This is a genomic window from Streptococcus australis (genome assembly GCF_901543175.1).
Classification (GTDB): Bacteria; Bacillota; Bacilli; order Lactobacillales; family Streptococcaceae; genus Streptococcus; species Streptococcus australis_A.
Genome location: NZ_LR594040.1, coordinates 219,255 through 240,991 on the forward strand (window position 1 = coordinate 219,255; position 21,737 = coordinate 240,991).

General features: G+C 45.3%; 7 protein-coding genes, 10 tRNA genes, 3 rRNA genes and 1 pseudogene. 19 read left to right on the plus strand and 2 right to left on the minus strand.

The genetic code is table 11. The features are described 5' to 3' along the window. The first annotated feature begins 111 nt into the window (after positions 1-111). From FGK98_RS01280 to FGK98_RS01340, 13 genes are all read left to right on the plus strand, one after another. A 16S ribosomal RNA gene (locus tag FGK98_RS01280) occupies positions 112-1,660 on the plus strand. A 51-nt stretch (positions 1,661-1,711) separates the two neighbouring features. Further along, positions 1,712-1,784 (plus strand) — tRNA-Ala (locus tag FGK98_RS01285). A 129-nt stretch (positions 1,785-1,913) separates the two neighbouring features. Then, positions 1,914-4,815, plus strand: a 23S ribosomal RNA gene (locus tag FGK98_RS01290). Between the two features lie 76 nt (positions 4,816-4,891). After that, positions 4,892-5,007, plus strand: a 5S ribosomal RNA gene (gene rrf / locus FGK98_RS01295). The 16S, 23S and 5S rRNA genes sit together here with 10 tRNA genes alongside, the layout of an rRNA operon. A 29-nt stretch (positions 5,008-5,036) precedes the next feature. Next, positions 5,037-5,109: transfer RNA gene (locus FGK98_RS01300), tRNA-Val, on the plus strand. A 2-nt stretch (positions 5,110-5,111) separates the two neighbouring features. Next, positions 5,112-5,184: transfer RNA gene (locus tag FGK98_RS01305), tRNA-Asp, on the plus strand. Between the two features lie 22 nt (positions 5,185-5,206). Beyond that, positions 5,207-5,279, plus strand: a tRNA-Lys gene (locus FGK98_RS01310). A gap of 5 nt (positions 5,280-5,284) precedes the next feature. Beyond that, positions 5,285-5,366: transfer RNA gene (locus FGK98_RS01315), tRNA-Leu, on the plus strand. 12 nt (positions 5,367-5,378) lie between these two features. After that, positions 5,379-5,451: transfer RNA gene (locus FGK98_RS01320), tRNA-Thr, on the plus strand. A gap of 21 nt (positions 5,452-5,472) precedes the next feature. Next, a tRNA-Gly gene (locus FGK98_RS01325) sits at positions 5,473-5,544 on the plus strand. A gap of 7 nt (positions 5,545-5,551) precedes the next feature. Then, a tRNA-Leu gene (locus tag FGK98_RS01330) sits at positions 5,552-5,637 on the plus strand. Between the two features lie 11 nt (positions 5,638-5,648). Next, positions 5,649-5,722, plus strand: a tRNA-Arg gene (locus tag FGK98_RS01335). Positions 5,723-5,738: 16 nt separating this feature from the next. Further along, positions 5,739-5,812, plus strand: a tRNA-Pro gene (locus tag FGK98_RS01340). Positions 5,813-5,849: 37 nt separating this feature from the next. Here the strand turns inward: FGK98_RS01340 and FGK98_RS01345 are convergent. Further along, positions 5,850-6,867: pseudogene (locus FGK98_RS01345) on the minus strand (IS30 family transposase). A 388-nt stretch (positions 6,868-7,255) separates the two neighbouring features. After that, positions 7,256-10,966, minus strand: coding sequence for a pullulanase (locus FGK98_RS01355; protein ID WP_138099710.1), 3,711 nt, complete (start codon positions 10,964-10,966; stop codon positions 7,256-7,258). Positions 10,967-11,408: 442 nt separating this feature from the next. Between FGK98_RS01355 and rpoB the strand changes: the two genes are divergently transcribed. The 6 genes from rpoB to lytR all read left to right on the plus strand — a co-directional run bounded on the left by rpoB (position 11,409) and on the right by lytR (position 21,712). After that, positions 11,409-15,011: a DNA-directed RNA polymerase subunit beta gene (gene rpoB / locus FGK98_RS01360; RefSeq protein ID WP_138099711.1), complete on the plus strand. Its 3,603-nt coding sequence runs from the start codon at positions 11,409-11,411 to the stop codon at positions 15,009-15,011. Between the two features lie 32 nt (positions 15,012-15,043). Further along, positions 15,044-18,709, plus strand: coding sequence for a DNA-directed RNA polymerase subunit beta' (gene rpoC / locus FGK98_RS01365; protein ID WP_171011097.1), 3,666 nt, complete (start codon positions 15,044-15,046; stop codon positions 18,707-18,709). A gap of 285 nt (positions 18,710-18,994) precedes the next feature. Further along, a complete protein-coding gene (locus tag FGK98_RS01370) occupies positions 18,995-19,615 on the plus strand; it encodes a hypothetical protein (RefSeq protein WP_455164708.1) in 621 nt (206 codons plus the stop codon). A 103-nt stretch (positions 19,616-19,718) separates the two neighbouring features. Continuing rightward, the gene (gene tsaE / locus FGK98_RS01375; RefSeq protein ID WP_138099713.1) at positions 19,719-20,162 is read left to right on the plus strand and encodes a tRNA (adenosine(37)-N6)-threonylcarbamoyltransferase complex ATPase subunit type 1 TsaE; all 444 of its coding nucleotides are present in this window, start codon (positions 19,719-19,721) and stop codon (positions 20,160-20,162) included. Further along, positions 20,152-20,673, plus strand: a complete 522-nt coding sequence (locus tag FGK98_RS01380) for a GNAT family N-acetyltransferase (protein WP_138099714.1) — start codon at positions 20,152-20,154, stop codon at positions 20,671-20,673. The genes tsaE and FGK98_RS01380 overlap by 11 nt, the downstream gene beginning before the upstream one ends. Positions 20,674-20,677: 4 nt before the next feature. Then, entirely contained in the window at positions 20,678-21,712 is a 1,035-nt protein-coding gene (lytR, locus tag FGK98_RS01385; RefSeq protein ID WP_138099715.1) for a glycopolymer--peptidoglycan transferase LytR, read from the plus strand. Positions 21,713-21,737: the final 25 nt, after the last annotated feature.

A 21,737-nucleotide genomic window follows, 5' to 3' on the forward strand; every position in this document is an offset into this window, starting at 1 on the left:
AACTGAACAAGACGAACCAATGTGCAGGGCACTACAACTAAGGTTGTAGTACTGAACAATGAAAAAAAACAATAAATCTGTCAGTGACAGAAATGAGTGAGAACTCAAACTTTTAATGAGAGTTTGATCCTGGCTCAGGACGAACGCTGGCGGCGTGCCTAATACATGCAAGTAGAACGCTGAAGCTTGGTGCTTGCACCGAGCGGATGAGTTGCGAACGGGTGAGTAACGCGTAGGTAACCTGCCTGGTAGCGGGGGATAACTATTGGAAACGATAGCTAATACCGCATAAGACATTTTACTGCATGGTAAGATGTTAAAAGGTGCAACTGCACCACTACCAGATGGACCTGCGTTGTATTAGCTAGTTGGTGGGGTAACGGCTCACCAAGGCGACGATACATAGCCGACCTGAGAGGGTGATCGGCCACACTGGGACTGAGACACGGCCCAGACTCCTACGGGAGGCAGCAGTAGGGAATCTTCGGCAATGGACGGAAGTCTGACCGAGCAACGCCGCGTGAGTGAAGAAGGTTTTCGGATCGTAAAGCTCTGTTGTAAGAGAAGAACGAGTGTGAGAGTGGAAAGTTCACACTGTGACGGTATCTTACCAGAAAGGGACGGCTAACTACGTGCCAGCAGCCGCGGTAATACGTAGGTCCCGAGCGTTGTCCGGATTTATTGGGCGTAAAGCGAGCGCAGGCGGTTAGATAAGTCTGAAGTTAAAGGCTGTGGCTTAACCATAGTACGCTTTGGAAACTGTTTAACTTGAGTGCAAGAGGGGAGAGTGGAATTCCATGTGTAGCGGTGAAATGCGTAGATATATGGAGGAACACCGGTGGCGAAAGCGGCTCTCTGGCTTGTAACTGACGCTGAGGCTCGAAAGCGTGGGGAGCAAACAGGATTAGATACCCTGGTAGTCCACGCCGTAAACGATGAGTGCTAGGTGTTAGACCCTTTCCGGGGTTTAGTGCCGCAGCTAACGCATTAAGCACTCCGCCTGGGGAGTACGACCGCAAGGTTGAAACTCAAAGGAATTGACGGGGGCCCGCACAAGCGGTGGAGCATGTGGTTTAATTCGAAGCAACGCGAAGAACCTTACCAGGTCTTGACATCCCTCTGACCGCTCTAGAGATAGAGTTTTCCTTCGGGACAGAGGTGACAGGTGGTGCATGGTTGTCGTCAGCTCGTGTCGTGAGATGTTGGGTTAAGTCCCGCAACGAGCGCAACCCCTATTGTTAGTTGCCATCATTCAGTTGGGCACTCTAGCGAGACTGCCGGTAATAAACCGGAGGAAGGTGGGGATGACGTCAAATCATCATGCCCCTTATGACCTGGGCTACACACGTGCTACAATGGTTGGTACAACGAGTCGCAAGCCGGTGACGGCAAGCTAATCTCTTAAAGCCAATCTCAGTTCGGATTGTAGGCTGCAACTCGCCTACATGAAGTCGGAATCGCTAGTAATCGCGGATCAGCACGCCGCGGTGAATACGTTCCCGGGCCTTGTACACACCGCCCGTCACACCACGAGAGTTTGTAACACCCGAAGTCGGTGAGGTAACCTTTTAGGAGCCAGCCGCCTAAGGTGGGATAGATGATTGGGGTGAAGTCGTAACAAGGTAGCCGTATCGGAAGGTGCGGCTGGATCACCTCCTTTCTAAGGATAAGGAACTGCACATTGGTCTTGTTTAGTCTTGAGAGGTCTTGTGGGGCCTTAGCTCAGCTGGGAGAGCGCCTGCTTTGCACGCAGGAGGTCAGCGGTTCGATCCCGCTAGGCTCCATTGGTGAGAGATCACCAAGTAATGCACATTGAAAATTGAATATCTATATCAAATAGTAACAAGAAAATAAACCGAAACGCTGTAAGTATTTAATGAGTTTTCTAATTTTTGAAAAAATTAGGTTAATAAGGTTAAGTTAATAAGGGCGCACGGTGGATGCCTTGGCACTAGGAGCCGAAGAAGGACGTGACAAACGACGATATGCCTTGGGTAGCTGTAAGTAAGCGATGATCCAGGGATTTCCGAATGGGGGAACCCAACAGGTACTACCTGTTACCTACATCTGTTAAGGATGTGAGGAGGAAGACGCAGTGAACTGAAACATCTAAGTAGCTGCAGGAAGAGAAAGCAAAAGCGATTGCCTTAGTAGCGGCGAGCGAAACGGCAGGAGGGCAAACCGAAGAGTTTACTCTTCGGGGTTGTAGGACTGCAATGTGGACTCAAAGATTATAGAAGAATGATTTGGGAAGATCAGCCAAAGAGAGTAATAGCCTCGTATTTAAAATAGTCTTTGTACCTAGCAGTATCCTGAGTACGGCGGGACACGTGAAATCCCGTCGGAATCTGGGAGGACCATCTCCCAACCCTAAATACTCCCTAGTGACCGATAGTGAACCAGTACCGTGAGGGAAAGGTGAAAAGCACCCCGGGAGGGGAGTGAAATAGAACCTGAAACCGTGTGCCTACAACAAGTTCGAGCCCGTTAATGGGTGAGAGCGTGCCTTTTGTAGAATGAACCGGCGAGTTACGTTATGATGCGAGGTTAAGTTGAAGAGACGGAGCCGTAGGGAAACCGAGTCTGAATAGGGCGACTTAGTATCATGACGTAGACCCGAAACCATGTGACCTACCCATGAGCAGGTTGAAGGTGCGGTAAGACGCACTGGAGGACCGAACCAGGGCACGTTGAAAAGTGCTTGGATGACTTGTGGGTAGCGGAGAAATTCCAAACGAACTTGGAGATAGCTGGTTCTCTCCGAAATAGCTTTAGGGCTAGCGTCGACATTGAGATTCTTGGAGGTAGAGCACTGTTTGGGTGAGGGGTCCATCCCGGATTACCAATCTCAGATAAACTCCGAATGCCAAAGAATTATGGTCGGCAGTCAGACTGCGAGTGCTAAGATCCGTAGTCGAAAGGGAAACAGCCCAGACCACCAGCTAAGGTCCCAAAATAATTGTTAAGTGGAAAAGGATGTGGGGTTGCACAGACAACTAGGATGTTAGCTTAGAAGCAGCTATTCATTCAAAGAGTGCGTAATAGCTCACTAGTCGAGTGACCCTGCGCCGAAAATGTACCGGGGCTAAAACAATTTACCGAAGCTGTGGATACCTTTATAGGTATGGTAGGAGAGCGTTCTATGTGTGATGAAGGTATACCGTGAGGAGTGCTGGAACGCATAGAAGTGAGAATGCCGGTATGAGTAGCGAAAGACAGGTGAGAATCCTGTCCACCGTAAGACTAAGGTTTCCAGGGGAAGGCTCGTCCGCCCTGGGTTAGTCGGGACCTAAGGAGAGACCGAAAGGTGTATCCGATGGACAACAGGTTGATATTCCTGTACTAGAGTATGTAGTGATGGAGGGACGCAGTAGGCTAACTAAAGCAGACGATTGGAAGAGTCTGTCTAAGCAGTGAGGTGTGATATGAGTCAAATGCTTATATCTGTAACATTGAGCTGTGATGGGGAGCGAAGTTTAGTAGCGAAGTTAGTGACGTCACACTGCCAAGAAAAGCTTCTAGCGTTTAAACATACTCTACCCGTACCGCAAACCGACACAGGTAGTCGAGGCGAGTAGCCTCAGGTGAGCGAGAGAACTCTCGTTAAGGAACTCGGCAAAATGACCCCGTAACTTCGGGAGAAGGGGTGCTGACTTATGTCAGCCGCAGTGAATAGGCCCAAGCAACTGTTTATCAAAAACACAGCTCTCTGCTAAATCGTAAGATGATGTATAGGGGGTGACGCCTGCCCGGTGCTGGAAGGTTAAGAGGAGTGCTTAGGAGTAATCCGAAGGTATGAATTGAAGCCCCAGTAAACGGCGGCCGTAACTATAACGGTCCTAAGGTAGCGAAATTCCTTGTCGGGTAAGTTCCGACCCGCACGAAAGGCGTAATGATTTGGGCACTGTCTCAACGAGAGACTCGGTGAAATTTTAGTACCTGTGAAGATGCAGGTTACCCGCGACAGGACGGAAAGACCCCATGGAGCTTTACTGCAGTTTGATATTGAGTGTCTGTACCACATGTACAGGATAGGTAGGAGTCTATGATTTCGGGACGCCAGTTTCGAAGGAGACGTTGTTGGGATACTACCCTTGTGTTATGGCCACTCTAACCCAGATAGGTTATCCCTATCGGAGACAGTGTCTGACGGGCAGTTTGACTGGGGCGGTCGCCTCCTAAAAGGTAACGGAGGCGCCCAAAGGTTCCCTCAGAATGGTTGGAAATCATTCGCAGAGTGTAAAGGTATAAGGGAGCTTGACTGCGAGAGCTACAACTCGAGCAGGGACGAAAGTCGGGCTTAGTGATCCGGTGGTTCCGTATGGAAGGGCCATCGCTCAACGGATAAAAGCTACCCTGGGGATAACAGGCTTATCTCCCCCAAGAGTTCACATCGACGGGGAGGTTTGGCACCTCGATGTCGGCTCGTCGCATCCTGGGGCTGTAGTCGGTCCCAAGGGTTGGGCTGTTCGCCCATTAAAGCGGCACGCGAGCTGGGTTCAGAACGTCGTGAGACAGTTCGGTCCCTATCCGTCGCGGGCGTAGGAAATTTGAGAGGATCTGCTCCTAGTACGAGAGGACCAGAGTGGACTTACCGCTGGTGTACCAGTTGTCTTGCCAAAGGCATCGCTGGGTAGCTATGTAGGGACGGGATAAACGCTGAAAGCATCTAAGTGTGAAACCCACCTCAAGATGAGATTTCCCATGATTTTATATCAGTAAGAGCCCTGAGAGATGATCAGGTAGATAGGTTAGAAGTGGAAGTGTGGCGACACATGTAGCGGACTAATACTAATAGCTCGAGGACTTATCCAAAGTAACTGAGGATACGAAGCGCGAGGTTTACTTGTAATTTGATAGATATTCAATTTTGAGTAGGTATTACTCAGAGTTAAGTGACGATAGCCTAGGAGATACACCTGTACCCATGCCGAACACAGCAGTTAAGCCCTAGAACGCCGGAAGTAGTTGGGGGTTGCCCCCTGTGAGATATGGAAGTCGCTTAGCAGAATAGGAAGTTTAGAGACTTCCTTTTTGGGAGTTTAGCTCAGCTGGGAGAGCATCTGCCTTACAAGCAGAGGGTCAGCGGTTCGATCCCGTTAACTCCCATAGGTCCCGTAGTGTAGCGGTTATCACGTCGCCCTGTCACGGCGAAGATCGCGGGTTCGATTCCCGTCGGGACCGTAAGATAACGGAAGTTATTTTAGACTCGTTAGCTCAGTTGGTAGAGCAATTGACTTTTAATCAATGGGTCACTGGTTCGAGCCCAGTACGGGTCATATTAGCGGGTTTGGCGGAATTGGCAGACGCACCAGATTTAGGATCTGGCGCTTAACGGCGTGGGGGTTCAAGTCCCTTAACCCGCATAATAGGAATCAGCCGGCTTAGCTCAGTTGGTAGAGCATCTGATTTGTAATCAGAGGGTCGCGTGTTCAAGTCATGTAGCCGGCATTAAAACTAGAAGAGGTCGATGCGAACGTAGTTCAGTGGTAGAACACCACCTTGCCAAGGTGGGGGTCGCGGGTTCGAATCCCGTCGTTCGCTTAGAGAGGCCGGGGTGGCGGAACTGGCAGACGCACAGGACTTAAAATCCTGCGATTGGAAACGATCGTACCGGTTCGATCCCGGTCCTCGGCATATAATAATGGGCACCCTTAGCTCAACTGGATAGAGTACCTGACTACGAATCAGGCGGTTAGAGGTTCGACTCCTCTAGGGTGCATTTTTTCTATTTAACTCGGGAAGTAGCTCAGCTTGGTAGAGTACTTGGTTTGGGACCAAGGTGTCGCAGGTTCGAATCCTGTCTTCCCGATTCGATTTATTGACTAAGATGCTTAAGTGAGGATCTTTCAGGCTGTTTGAGTTAGCTCAAACAGCTTTTTTGCGGACTGATAGCCATGGATTCGTCTAGGTCTTTCATTGATAGCCTTTGTATAGTCCTCTTAAAGTGTCGGCTTTAGTTCTTTTAGTGAGGATCCCTTTGGAATGAACTCTCTTAATAATCCATTGAAATTCTCATTTGTACCTCGTTCATAAGATGAATAGGCATGTGCAAAATAAACATCTAATCCCTCTATCTTACTCAATGATGAAAATTCTTTTCCATTATCTGCAGTTATGGACTTAATGGGATAAAGTTTCATACACTCTAAGACTGCTTGATTGTCATACTCTGCTTTCTTTTCGACGAGTTTCTTTGTGACAGCATAGCGTGTTTGTCGTTCTACCAAGGTCAGAATCGAAGGTTCTCCTACTGTCTTTCCACCCAGAACAGAATCGATTTCCCAATCTTCAAAACGGGAGCGATTATTGATCTCTTCTGGTCTTTCTTAAATTGACTTTCCTAGATGTTTCCTGGCAGAGGGACGCTTGTTAAATTTCTTACGGATCCGCACTGCTCTTGGCAAATCAATGACCTTAATCTCTAACAATCCTTGATGGATATAGTTATAGAGCGTCTTGGTTGAAGGAACAACCGCATCTATATGTTGGAGTCTATAGGTATGAACAAAGGTATCCACGCTATTCACCCTTGGTTTCTCTCTCATTACTTCTGTAAATTCTCTCAGAAAGTCAACCGATACACAATCCAGTTTTAGATAATAGCTGGCTTGTCTAGCGTGACGATAACGGTTATGGGCAGCATCCGCATAATAGTGTTGGTAATAGAACTTCTGCCCATTTACTTTTTTCACTTGTGTTATGGAACCACGATTAATTTCACGAGTAATAGTAGAGCGATTTCTCCCCAGTCTACGAGCAATCTCAGCAGGTTTGAGTCCTACGCTTAAATAAGCTTCAATTTCCTCGCTCAGCTTCAGATAAGTGTTTGTATGATTGATTTGTGGTAGAATAGTTTGTGGACATGTTCATCTTCCTTTATACTGTTTTTCACAACTCTAGTATATCAGATGAACAGGTCTTTTGTGTTGCACTTCACTTTACAACAGGGCGATTCTTTCTAATGATGGTTTGGTCGCTTTTCATTATAGATCTTTTGGGACTTTTTTCTACAATAAAATAGGCTCCATAATATCTATAGGGGATTTACCCACTACAAATATTGTAGAGCCTGCAAACAACACCCCATTGGCTAGAAGAGTCTTCTAATCATGGGGTGTTTTTCTATAGGAGGGCTAGGTTATATTCTTCGAAAATCTCTTTAAACCATATCAGTTCTATCCACAATTTCAAAACAGTGTTTTGAGTAGCCTGCGGCTAGCTTCCTAGTATACTCTTTGATTTTCATTGAGTATTAGTTCTCTTTCTTGTTTTTCATCAACCATCCAAGTCCGAGAAGGGCAAGGATGCTGAATCCAGCAAGGGCAAGAAGGGATTTGTTCTCAGTACCTGTGTTTGGAAGGACTTTGTGAGAAAGAGTCTCTGCAGCAGTTTCTTGAGTTTCAGGATTTGCTGCTAGGTTTTGGGCTTGGTCTTGTTGGGTTTCCAAGCTAGAAAGGTCAAATTCTGGCTTTTCTTCCACAGCTGGGGCGACGATGGCACCACCTTGAGACAAGCGGAGAACAACGGCAGTAAGAGCGTTCAATTGCAACCCTTTTTCAGTCCATTGAAGACCTTGAGGTTTAGCGATTCCTACTGGTCCTGCTTGATTTTCATCTGCCAGGACTTCAGCCTTTCTCAAGTGAGCAAAGGCAGTTCCTAGAGTAAATTCGCGAGCCTTATCATCCGCATTGACAAAGACAGCGTAGACATCGCCGTTTGGAGCTGTGATTTGGTAGCCGATGACCACATCTTCTTTTTCAACACCATTTTGACCTGGCACAGTGATGAGGTGGACACGGTCTTTGATATCTTGAAGACTCTTGAGTCGGAAGGCATCTGTAGATTGACGAAGGGCAATCAACCCTTTCATATAGTTACGGCTCTTGACATTTTCAGGGAAAGCTTTTCCATCTGTAGCCTTAGTCCAATCAAACTTGTTGATAGCATCACTAGAGTCGTAAGAGTCATGGATAAAGTAAGGATAGACAAATGGCTTGCCGTCCTTGTCACGCAACAAGTGAGACTTGTTTGGAACCTTATCTTCAGGAACAGGAGTCTTATAGGCTGGATCAAGGAATTGTTTAGTACGTCCATATTCCTGACCAGAGTGGATAAACGGTGTTCCTTGAGCAGTCAAGACCATGAGATTTCCAAGTCGCAAACGACGATGGATTTCAGCGTAGTTTTCCGCCTTGCTTGGGTCTTTTTTGATAGACTGAGCGATGATATCAAAGAGGGTCAAGTTATCATGGGCCGCGATATACTGGATAACATCTCCAGGACTGTCTGCTTCAAAGTTAGTTGGTTGAGCAATGAGATTTTTAAAGATGGTATTGATATCACGTTTTCCACCTGTGATAAAGGCAGGTTGGCCTTCGTTTGGATAACCAGACTTGAGGTTGTTACGGATGTCATCTGAAAAGACAGCGACAGTATCGGTTTTCTTCATCCAAGACTGGTCAGCAGGTTGGGTTGGCATATTTTCATCACCAGCATAGGTCTTCCAACCTTCGCCTAACATGATTAGATTTGGATTAAGGGCGCGTGCAGCCTTGTAAGCTTCTTCAATAGAAGCTGCATCATGATCTCCCATCATATCGAAACGGAAACCATCCACTTTGTAAGTTTCAACCAGATACTTGATGGAGTCTACCAAGACACGTTTAGACATGTAGTGGGTTGTTCCCAAACGACCGCCTCCAAAGTTAGTACGAGGAGTTCCGTCTGCGTCCATAAAGTGATAGTAGTTTGGCTCTAGGTCTTCAAAGATATCGAGATTAGCAGTATGGTTGTAGACCACATCCAAGATAGCCCCCATGCCACGTTTATGAATCTCGTTGATGAGGTTTTTGAATTCTGCGATTCGTTTTTCTGGATCCTTAGGATTGCTAGAGTACATACCAGTCAAAGAGAAGTAGTTTTGAGGGTCATATCCCCAGTTGTAGTTGCTGTTGCTTGAAGCATAAGCAGACAAGCGTTCTTGGTTCTTCAATTCATTGACAAAGTAGTAGGACAAGACGGGAAGAAGTTGGATGTGGGTAACACCCAAATCTTTAAGATAGTCTAGTTTTTCGATAAAGGCTTCAAAGGTACCAAATGGCTTGGTCAAGTCTTTTGCGATTGCAGGATCTGAGGTGAAGTCACGAACATGGGCTTCATAGATGACAGCATCTTCGCGCGATTTGAAGTTGCGAATCTTACCGTAGGTCAAGTCTTGTGGGCCTAGTTTGCTTGGATCGACAAAGGCAGCTTTAGCAACTTTATGGGCAGCGTCTGTTTTTGCAAGGTCGCTGTTCCAAGCTGCTAACGATTTGGCATAAGGGTCAAGAACGAGAACGGTTTTACCTTGGCGCTCGATTTGGTAGTGGTAGTAGTAGCCAGTGTAGTTGCTGATACCGAGACCAGAGTTTGCATCCAGAGTTTGTTTCCAGGTTCCTTTTTCTCCTTTTTCAAGGGCGACAGTTCCGACTACTTTTTCAGGGTCTTTCTTGTCGTAGACGACAACGGAAACCTTATCAGCACTTGGAGACCAGAGGGTGAGGTCGACCCGTTTGCCATCTTCTTTTAGGGTTGCACCGAGAGGGCCGTCGTATCTGTAGGACTCATCCTTGAGGCGCCAGCTTGAACGTGTGGTAAAGCGGTCTGAATTGTAGCTGACAGTGTAAGGGTGTTGAGTGTCAGAGAAGTCGCCGATATAGGTCACTTTTTTACCTGCCTCATCCACTTCCACGTCTGTGATAGCTACTTTATTCCCTTGGTAATCAGTGATGCTGGAGTGTTTGAGGATATCGTTTTTCTTAGCTCCAACGAGGGTAGAAAAACTGCTTTCGATACGAGATTTAGCCACGTGTTGGGCACCAGTCATGCGGATATCGTGCACATAGTAGGGGTTGGTGTAGATGGTTTCGTCATCATCCTTGAGGAAGATCTGACTGTGATTTTTTAGATCTGTGAATTTATAATCTTCTTTTCTGATTTTCACATCATCGCCTTTCTTACTTTCGTCTAGTAATAAAAATCCAAGTTCTCTTGCAGCTTCATTGAGTGGGATATCAATGTAACGGCCGTATTTTCCAGTTGCCGTAAAGTCAGTACCGTCAGGCCATTCTCCACTGCTTGGGTTTTTGACATCGCCCCAATACCAGAGAGATTTCTTGTCATAGTTGCCATCCGTGCGGTAGTAGTTGACACGGACAGTTCCTGCTGGTTGAGGACGGTAGTTGTATACCTTGTAGTTTTCATCTAGCCAAGCCTCGTTCATTTTGGGAGAGAGGCGCTCTACCGAACGGTCCCCTGTCAGGTTATCCCCTTTGGAATTATTGATGAGGAAGCTGACTTTCTTGGCTTGCTCATTTTTGAGTTTGACGTCTAGGTAATAGCCATAGTCATCTTTCTTAGCATCCTTGAAGGATTTTGCTCCATTGGGCCAGTTTTCAGAAGGTTTTTCAACATCGTCCCAAGTCCAAAGGCCTTGAGAATCCTTGTTTTCTTCAGGGAGTTTTTTCACATGGATGCGGAAGTAGTTGTCTTCGATTGGTTCTTCAGAACTAGTGTCTGCTTGAGGTTTTTGATCAGAATTTGGCGTCGAAGTGCGAGTATCTACTTTCTCTTTCTTGCTGTTAGGCTGGCTTGTAGTAGCTTCTTCTCTTTTAGGTGTTTCAGCTCCTGGAGCAGTTTCAGTTGCTGGGGCTTCCTTTTTAGCATCAAGGGAAGCGTTTGCATTGTTTTGCTCAGAAATAGGGCTTTGCTCTTGTGTTTGACTTGCTTTGGTCTCGGTAGGAGCCTTGGTCACAGCACTAGTATTTTCCTGAGCTTGAGGGAGGTTTTCGTTAGCTGAAATGGTTGGCATTGCAGTAGAAAATAGGACAATGCTAGCACCGATAAGGACAGAACCTGTTCCATTTTTCAAGGAACGAATACCGTAAATCATTTTTTTCTCAGTTTGAGATGGGATCTTTTTCATCACAATTCTCCTTATGTAGTTGTTCCCTATCAGTATAGCATGAGGTAAAGATTAGTGCAAGCGTTTTCCTATTTTTTAAAAGAAAATTTTATGCTTCATTCCTTTGAAATTTTAAACTATTTTATAGGAAAAGATTGTTTGAAAAATAGTAAAAAACCTTGAAAAATCTTGTCCAATAAGGTATAATAAGAGTAATCATTTGTCGTAGGTTTTGTCTGAAATATTGTCCAGACAAGACTCACAGCAGTTAAATCTCCTGAAAAAGTCGGATTTAGCTGCTCTTTTTGTGCTTTTTTTCAGGTTTTTGGGCTCTTGTAATAAAGATTTAAAGATTCTGAAAATTCATCAGAAGGACATGGTGATAGGGGTTTTACAACCATTTGACGATAATCAATAGCCTGATGAAGCAGGCTTGGAACTTTATTTACAAAGGAGAATCATCTTGGCAGGACATGACGTTCAATACGGGAAACATCGTACCCGTCGTAGTTTTTCAAGAATCAAAGAAGTTCTTGACTTACCAAATTTGATTGAAATTCAAACTGACTCATTCAAAGATTTCCTAGACCATGGTCTTAAGGAAGTGTTTGAAGATGTATTGCCAATTTCAAACTTCACAGACACTATGGAGTTGGAGTTTGTTGGCTATGAGATCAAGGAACCAAAATACACGCTAGAAGAAGCTCGTATCCATGATGCTAGCTACTCAGCACCCATTTTTGTAACCTTCCGCTTGATCAATAAAGAAACAGGCGAAATCAAGACCCAAGAAGTTTTCTTTGGTGATTTCCCAATCATGACAGAAATGGGTACTTTCATCATCAATGGTGGTGAACGTATCATCGTATCTCAGTTGGTCCGCTCACCAGGTGTTTACTTTAACGACAAAGTAGATAAAAACGGTAAAGTGGGCTACGGTTCAACTGTTATCCCTAACCGTGGAGCTTGGTTGGAACTCGAAAGCGACTCAAAAGATATCGCCTACACTCGTATTGACCGTACTCGTAAAATTCCATTTACGACCTTGGTTCGTGCGCTTGGTTTCTCAGGTGATGATGAGATCTTTGATATCTTTGGTGACAGCGAATTGGTTCGCAATACCGTCGAAAAAGATATCCACAAGAACCCAATGGACTCTCGTACAGACGAAGCCTTGAAGGAAATCTACGAACGCCTTCGTCCAGGTGAGCCTAAGACGGCTGAAAGCTCACGTAGCTTGCTTGTGGCTCGTTTCTTTGACCCACGTCGCTACGATTTGGCAGCCGTTGGTCGTTACAAGATTAATAAAAAATTGAACATTAAAACACGCTTGCTCAACCAAACCATCGCTGAGCCATTGGTAGATCCTGAAACGGGTGAAATCTTGGTAGAAGCTGGAACCGTTATGACTCGTAGCGTGATTGAAAGCATCGAGCACCACTTGGATGGCGACTTGAACAAGATTGTCTACATTCCAAATGATGCAGCTGTTGTGACTGAGCCAGTTGTTCTTCAAAAATTCAAGGTTGTTGCACCAACGGATCCAGACCGTGTTGTAACCATCATCGGGAATGCCAATCCAGACGACAAGGTTCGTATCGTCACTCCTGCAGATATCCTTGCTGAGATGAGCTACTTCCTCAACTTGGCTGAAGGTATCGGACGTGTGGATGATATCGACCACCTTGGAAACCGTCGTATCCGTGCAGTTGGTGAATTGCTTGCTAATCAAGTTCGTCTTGGACTTTCTCGTATGGAACGTAACGTCCGTGAGCGTATGTCTGTTCAGGACAATGAAGTTTTGACACCGCAACAAATCATTAACATCCGTCCTGTAACAGCTGCAGTCAAAGAATTCTTTGGTTCATCACAGTTGTCACAGTTCATGGACCAACACAATCCGCTTTCTGAGTTGTCTCACAAACGCCGTTTGTCAGCCTTAGGACCTGGTGGTTTGACACGTGACCGTGCTGGATATGAAGTCCGTGACGTGCACTACACTCACTATGGTCGTATGTGTCCAATCGAGACACCTGAAGGACCAAACATCGGTTTGATTAATAACTTGTCATCATACGGACACTTGAACAAGTATGGCTTTGTTCAAACACCATACCGTAAGGTTGACCGTGAAACAGGTGTTGTGACCAACGAAATCGTTTGGTTGACAGCCGATGAAGAAGATGAATTTACTGTAGCACAGGCCAACTCACGTCTGAACGAAGATGGTACTTTTGCTGAGAAAGTTGTCATGGGACGTCACCAAGGGGTCAACCAAGAGTATCCTGCTAATGTTGTTGACTACATGGACGTGTCACCAAAACAGGTAGTTGCCGTTGCGACTGCGTGTATTCCATTCTTGGAAAACGATGACTCCAACCGTGCCCTCATGGGTGCCAACATGCAACGTCAGGCTGTGCCATTGATTGATCCAAAAGCACCTTACGTTGGCACTGGTATGGAATACCAAGCAGCCCACGATTCAGGAGCTGCTGTGATTGCTCAGTATGACGGTAAAGTTACCTACGCAGATGCTGACAAGGTAGAAGTTCGTCGTGAAGATGGTTCATTGGACGTTTATCACATCCAAAAATTCCGTCGTTCAAACTCAGGTACTGCCTACAACCAACGTACGCTTGTTAAAGTTGGTGATGTCGTTGAAAAAGGTGATTTCATCGCTGATGGACCTTCTATGGAAAAAGGGGAAATGGCGCTTGGACAAAACCCAATTGTTGCCTATATGACTTGGGAAGGTTACAACTTCGAGGATGCCGTTATCATGAGCGAACGCTTGGTGAAAGACGATGTCTACACATCTGTCCACCTCGAGGAATACGAATCAGAAACACGCGATACAAAGCTTGGGCCTGAAGAAATCACTCGTGAAATTCCAAACGTTGGTGAAGATGCCCTTAAAGACCTTGACGAAATGGGTATTATCCGTATCGGTGCTGAGGTTAAAGAAGGTGACATTCTTGTAGGTAAAGTAACACCTAAGGGTGAGAAAGACCTTTCAGCTGAAGAACGTCTCTTGCACGCTATCTTTGGAGACAAGTCTCGTGAAGTTCGTGATACTTCTCTTCGTGTACCTCACGGTGCTGATGGTGTCGTTCGTGATGTCAAAATCTTTACTCGTGCAAATGGGGATGAGTTGCAATCTGGTGTGAATATGCTGGTTCGCGTCTACATCGCTCAAAAACGTAAGATCAAGGTCGGAGATAAGATGGCCGGACGTCACGGAAACAAAGGGGTTGTCTCTCGTATCGTTCCTGTAGAAGACATGCCTTACCTTCCAGACGGAACTCCAGTCGATATCATGTTGAACCCACTTGGGGTGCCATCACGTATGAATATCGGTCAGGTTATGGAGCTCCACCTTGGTATGGCTGCTCGTACCCTTGGTATCCACATCGCGACACCAGTCTTTGACGGAGCAAGTTCTGAAGACCTTTGGTCAACTGTCAAAGAAGCAGGTATGGATAGCGATGCCAAAACAATCCTTTACGATGGACGTACTGGTGAACCGTTTGATAACCGTGTTTCTGTCGGAGTCATGTACATGATCAAACTCCACCACATGGTTGACGATAAATTGCACGCGCGTTCAGTCGGACCATACTCAACCGTTACCCAACAACCACTCGGAGGTAAAGCTCAGTTTGGTGGACAACGTTTCGGTGAGATGGAAGTTTGGGCTCTTGAAGCCTACGGTGCGTCAAATGTCCTTCAAGAAATCTTGACTTACAAGTCTGACGATATCAACGGACGTTTGAAAGCTTATGAAGCTATCACAAAAGGAAAACCAATTCCAAAACCAGGTGTCCCAGAATCCTTCCGAGTTCTTGTAAAAGAATTGCAGTCTCTTGGTCTTGACATGCGTGTCCTTGACGAAGATGATCAAGAAGTGGAACTTCGTGACTTGGATGAAGGAATGGACGAAGATGTCATCCACGTAGATGACCTTGAAAAAGCCCGCGAAAAAGCAGCCCAAGATGCAAAAGCAGCATTTGAAGCTGAAGAAACTGCAAAAGCGGAAGCAACAGAAGAAGCTGCTGACCAAGAATAAGCAGTTCACTTAGAATAGAAAGGGAAGAAATAGTGGTTGATGTAAATCGTTTTAAAAGTATGCAAATCACCCTAGCTTCTCCAAGCAAAGTCCGTTCATGGTCTTATGGAGAAGTCAAAAAACCTGAAACAATCAATTACCGTACCTTGAAACCAGAACGTGAAGGACTCTTTGACGAAGTCATCTTCGGTCCTACAAAGGACTGGGAATGTGCTTGTGGTAAGTACAAACGCATTCGTTACAGAGGGATTGTTTGTGACCGCTGTGGGGTTGAAGTAACGCGTACAAAAGTTCGTCGTGAGCGTATGGGGCACATCGAGTTGAAAGCTCCTGTATCACACATCTGGTATTTCAAGGGGATTCCAAGCCGTATGGGCTTGACCCTTGATATGAGTCCTCGTGCCCTCGAGGAAGTTATCTACTTTGCAGCTTATGTGGTGATTGATCCTAAGGATACTCCACTTGAGCACAAATCTATCATGACAGAGCGCGAATACCGTGAGCGCTTGCGTGAGTATGGTTATGGATCATTTGTTGCCAAGATGGGTGCCGAAGCTATCCAAGACCTCTTGAAACAAGTAGATCTTGAAAAAGAAATTGCTGAACTCAAAGAAGAGTTGAAAACAGCTACTGGACAAAAACGTGTCAAAGCCATCCGTCGTTTGGATGTTTTGGATGCCTTTTACAAGTCTGGAAACAAGCCTGAATGGATGATTCTCAACATCCTTCCGGTTATTCCACCAGATCTTCGTCCAATGTTGCAGTTGGATGGTGGCCGTTTTGCCTCATCTGACTTGAACGACCTTTATCGTCGTGTTATCAACCGTAACAACCGTTTGGCTCGTTTGCTTGAGTTGAATGCACCAGGCATCATCGTTCAAAATGAGAAGCGTATGCTTCAAGAAGCGGTTGACGCTTTAATTGACAATGGTCGTCGTGGTCGTCCGATTACAGGACCAGGTAGCCGTCCACTCAAATCATTGAGCCACATGCTCAAAGGTAAACAAGGACGCTTCCGTCAAAACTTGCTCGGTAAACGTGTTGACTTCTCAGGACGTTCCGTTATCGCCGTTGGTCCAACTCTTAAGATGTACCAATGTGGTGTACCACGTGAAATGGCTATTGAGCTCTTTAAACCATTCGTTATGCGTGAAATCGTTGCCCGGGACATCGTGCAAAACGTTAAAGCGGCTAAACGCTTGGTTGAACGTGGAGATGAACGCATCTGGGATATCCTCGAAGAAGTAATCAAAGAACACCCAGTACTTTTGAACCGCGCACCGACCCTTCACCGTTTGGGGATCCAAGCCTTCGAGCCAGTCTTGATTGATGGTAAGGCCCTTCGCTTGCACCCGCTTGTCTGTGAAGCCTACAATGCCGACTTTGACGGGGACCAAATGGCCATCCACGTACCGCTTTCAGAAGAAGCCCAAGCGGAAGCTCGTATCCTCATGCTAGCTGCTGAGCATATCTTGAACCCGAAAGATGGGAAACCAGTTGTTACTCCATCTCAGGACATGGTTTTGGGTAACTACTACTTGACCATGGAAGAAGCTGGTCGTGAAGGTGAAGGAATGGTCTTCAAAGACCGTGACGAAGCGGTTATGGCTTACCGTAATGGTTATGTTCACCTCCACTCACGTGTTGGTATCGCAACAGACAGTCTCAACAAGCCTTGGACAGAAGAGCAAAAACATAAAGTCTTGCTTACAACAGTTGGTAAAATCCTCTTCAACGACATCATGCCAGAGGGTCTACCATACTTGCAAGAACCAACCAATGCTAACTTAACAGAAGGTGTTCCAGCTAAGTACTTCTTGCCACTAGGTGGAGATATCAAGGAAGCTATTCGCAATCTTGAACTTAACCCCCCATTCAAGAAGAAAAACCTTGGAAATATCATCGCTGAAATCTTCAAACGTTTCCGTACGACAGAAACTTCTGCCCTACTTGACCGTATGAAGAACCTCGGTTACCACCACTCAACTCTTGCAGGATTGACAGTGGGTATTGCCGATATCCCAGTGGTTGAGGACAAGGCTGAAATCATTGAAGAGTCACACAAACGTGTAGAACAAATCACCAAACAATTCCGTCGTGGTATGATCACAGACGACGAGCGCTACAATGCAGTTACCGCTGAATGGCGTGCAGCTCGTGAAAAATTGGAGAAACGTTTGGTTGCCAACCAAGATCCGAAGAACCCAATCGTTATGATGATGGACTCTGGAGCCCGTGGTAACATCTCAAACTTCTCACAGCTTGCCGGTATGCGTGGTCTGATGGCTGCTCCGAACGGACGTATCATGGAATTGCCAATCCTTTCAAACTTCCGCGAAGGTTTGTCAGTACTCGAAATGTTCTTCTCAACTCACGGTGCGCGTAAAGGTATGACCGATACGGCTCTTAAGACAGCCGACTCAGGTTATCTTACTCGTCGTTTGGTTGACGTTGCCCAAGACGTTATCATCCGTGAGGACGACTGTGGAACAGACCGTGGTCTCTTGATCCGTTCTATCGCAGAAGGAAAAGAGATGATCGAGTCACTCGAAGAACGTCTCAACGGTCGTTATACTAAGAAAACTGTTAAACACCCAGAAACTGGCGCAGTGATCATTGGTCCAAATGAGTTAATCACAGAAGACAAGGCGCGTGAAATTGTCAATGCTGGTGTGGAAGAAGTCACTATCCGTTCCGTATTTACATGTAACACTCGTCATGGTGTCTGCCGTCACTGTTACGGTATCAACTTGGCGACTGGTGATGCGGTTGAAGTTGGGGAAGCAGTTGGTACAATCGCTGCCCAATCTATCGGGGAACCTGGTACACAGCTTACCATGCGTACCTTCCACACGGGTGGGGTTGCCTCAAATACCGATATCACTCAGGGTCTTCCTCGTGTCCAAGAAATCTTTGAAGCCCGCAATCCGAAAGGGGAAGCGGTCATCACTGAGGTCAAGGGTGAGGTTACAGCCATCGAAGAAGACGCTTCAACTCGTACTAAGAAAGTTTTTGTTAAGGGTGAAACTGGTGAAGGTGAATATGTCGTTCCATTTACAGCACGTATGCGTGTCGAAGTTGGAGACCAAGTCTCTCGCGGTGCAGCATTGACAGAAGGTTCTATCCAACCAAAACGTCTCCTTGCAGTTCGTGATGTCTTGTCAGTTGAAACTTACCTTCTCGGTGAAGTACAAAAGGTTTACCGTAGCCAAGGGGTAGAAATCGGTGACAAGCACATCGAGGTAATGGTTCGTCAAATGATCCGTAAAGTCCGTGTCATGGATCCAGGGGACACAGACCTCCTCATGGGTACCCTCATGGATATCAACGACTTTACAGATGCCAACAAAGATGTTCTTATCGCAGGTGGAGTTCCAGCGACTGGTCGTCCAGTCCTTATGGGGATTACCAAAGCCTCACTTGAAACCAACAGTTTCTTGTCAGCGGCTTCCTTCCAGGAAACAACTCGTGTCCTTACAGATGCGGCTATCCGTGGTAAGAAGGACCATCTCCTTGGACTCAAGGAAAATGTTATCATCGGTAAGATCATCCCAGCAGGTACTGGTATGGCTCGTTACCGTAACCTTGAACCACAAGCAATCAATGAAGCAGCCTATCTGGCTCCAGAACAAGAAGAGACAGAAAATGCTCCAGTAGAGGAAGCTGTGGAAATCCAAGTTGAAGAAACAGTAGAATAAAAAGCAAATAAGAGGGCCTTCGGGTTCTCTTTTGTTTTACTCTTCTATCTATTGGGGTTAGGTGAGCACGACATAATATCTCTCAAATCGCTTTAACCATTTTTTAGTTCATTCTCAAAAAGTAAAAAAATATCGGATAGAGGTCTGTCAGAACTTAAAAATAATCCTCACCAATAATTTTCCATTTTTGTCAGTTGAGCGTTAAAATAGGACACTTGAGAAGAGGGGAGGGATTTTATCTTTCTTGCAGAGTATAATCATGTATACGAAGGGGGACTGAAAATGATAAAATCAATTCGCATCTTATTGTTACTGGCTTTGATCCAGATTAGTCTGAGTAGTTGCTTGCTGTGGAAGGGAGCCATCTTAACCTTAAAGCAGTCAAGCGCTTATTTTCTAGTGTTTATCGTATTGGCATCAGGTCTGTGCGCGGGAATGAATTTCTTTTATACCCAAAATCAGGATGTTCATAGCATCATAAACAGTCAGAAAAAAGTGAAACTATTTTATAGTACTTTGTTGGTCTTAAACCTAGTCGGTGTCTGTCTGGTGTTGTCGGAGACTATTTTGACACAGACAGCTTTTCAGCAAGAGTTGGTAGACCTTTTCTTGCCCTCCTTCTTTTTCTTGTTTGGCATTGATTTACTTGTCTTTTTGCCGTTTGAAAAATACAGCCGAGATTTGGGAGCAACTCTCAATAAGAAAAAAACAGTTGTCCTGACAGTTCTGGCGACCTTGCTCTTTTTGAGAAATCCAATGACAGTTTTATCCATTGTCTTTTATGTCGGTTTGGGCTTCATTTTTGCTCGGTTTTTATTTCCAAAATCCATGAGAAGAGAATTTTCCTTTTACGGTCATGTGATCCGAGATATTTTACTTGTCAGTGCTATGTGTATATTCTTTTAAAAACACTTTTTGATCAATAAAAATCCCTTATTTTACCAAAGTTGTTATAGTAAGTTTGTAAAGAAAATTTACATAAAAGAAAACTTTTTGGTATAATAGTAATATGTACACAAAAAATGAAGAAGAGCTGATCAATCTGGGAGAACGCCTAGGAACCTTGCTCCAAAAAAACGATGTTTTGATCCTGTCTGGAGAACTGGGCGCTGGTAAAACAACCTTTACCAAGGGTCTTGCCAAGGGATTGGGTATTCGTCAGATGATCAAAAGTCCAACTTACACTATCGTGAGAGAGTATGAGGGTCGCCTTCCGCTCTACCACTTGGATGTCTATCGGATTGAGGGGGATGCTGATTCCATTGACTTGGATGAGTTTCTCTTTGGTGGTGGTGTGACCGTTATCGAGTGGGGACATCTTTTGGGTGAGGATTTACCAGATTCTTACTTAGAGTTGGAAATTTTGAAAGAAGCTGAGGGTCGTTGCCTTCAATTTACAGCTCATGGTTCTCGGGCTGAACAACTAATCAAGGAGCTTCGTGATGGAGTATGAACTTTGTATTCGTGAGGCTGAAGCTCAGGATGCAGCTGCTTTGGTTGCATTTTTGGATTTAGTTGGACAGGAGACAGATTTCACCAGTCTGGATGAAAATGGTATCCTGATGACAGAATCTGAAATGGCGCTTTTTATTGAAAAGCAAGCGACTTCAGATAACCAAATCACTCTCCTAGCCCTCCTGAATGATGAAATTGCAGGTGTTTTGAACATCACGGCAGAGCAACGTATACGGATTCGTCACATCGGGGATATCTTTTTGGTCATCCAAAGGAAGTTTTGGAATCATGGCTTAGGAAGCATACTCCTTGAAGAGGGAATTGAGTGGGCTAAAACCAGTGGAGTTCTGCGTCGTTTGCAGCTCAGTGTACAAAAGCGCAACGAGGCAGCTATCCACCTCTATTCAAAATTTGGATTTGTTACAGAAGGCTTACAAGAAAGAGGAGCCTATTTAGAAGAAGGGAAATTTTTAGACGTTTGCCTGATGGGTAGACTGATAGATAAGTGATAAGATGGTAAAAAAAATAATCGGAATGCTACTAGCTTTTCTAGCAGTAACAGTGGTAGGTGTAGGGATTTACGGCTACACCATTTTCCAACAAGGAACAGCAACCTTGAGTGAAAAGACTTATAAAAAGATTGGTGAAGAAACCAACGTTATCGAAGCGACTGAGCCTTTGACCATTCTCTTGATGGGGGTGGATACGGGAAATGTAGAACGTACAGACCCTTGGGCGGGGAATAGTGATTCTATGATTCTTTTGACAGTCAATCCAAAAACCAAGAAAACAACCATGATGAGCTTAGAGCGGGATATTTTGACCAAGATTGATCTTGGAAATGGTCAAATTCAGGAAGCTAAACTCAATGCGGCTTATGCAAATGGTGGTGCAGAGTTGGCTATTTCAACCATTCAAAAAATGATGAACATCCATATCGATCGTTATGTGATGGTCAACATGCAAGGACTCCAACAGCTAGTTGATGCAGTTGGGGGCATCACAGTCAACAATACACTCGGTTTCCCGATTTCGATTGCTGACCAGGAGGAGTTTAATAAGATTTCCATTGGTGTTGGAGAACAAACTTTGAATGGTGAGGAAGCCCTGGTGTATTCACGGATGCGTTATCAAGACCCTGAAGGAGACTATGGTCGTCAAAAACGTCAACGTGAAGTCATTCAAAAAATCGTAGAAAAAGTCTTGAGTTTGAATAGTATCAGTCATTATCAAGCTATCTTAAAAGCGCTTAGTGATAATATGCAGACGAATGTTGATTTGTCTGCCTCTAGTATTCCACAACTACTTGGTTACCAAGATTCCTTTAAAAACATCGAAACTCATCAACTTCGTGGTGAAGGTGAAGAATTGCAGGGTATCTCTTATCAAATCGTGACGACGGAGCATATGCTGGAAATGCAAAATCTCTTGCGTCGTTCCCTAGGGAGAGAAGATGTGACAGAGTTGGAGACTAACGCTGTTCTGTATGAGAGTCTTTATGGTCGAAGAGCGCCTTCAACAAATACTTTAGGCGAAGAATCCGAATAAAATGAAGAATCAAATCGTGGGAATT

Bases quoted from the DNA above. Each gene is read 5' to 3' on its own strand.
- FGK98_RS01355 (WP_138099710.1), bottom strand. From the start codon at position 10,966: ATGAAAAAGATCCCATCTCAAACTGAGAAAAAAATGATTTACGGTATT.
- tsaE (WP_138099713.1), top strand. From the start codon at position 19,719: ATGTACACAAAAAATGAAGAAGAGCTGATCAATCTGGGAGAACGCCTA.
- FGK98_RS01380 (WP_138099714.1), top strand. From the start codon at position 20,152: ATGGAGTATGAACTTTGTATTCGTGAGGCTGAAGCTCAGGATGCAGCT.
- lytR (WP_138099715.1), top strand. From the start codon at position 20,678: ATGGTAAAAAAAATAATCGGAATGCTACTAGCTTTTCTAGCAGTAACA.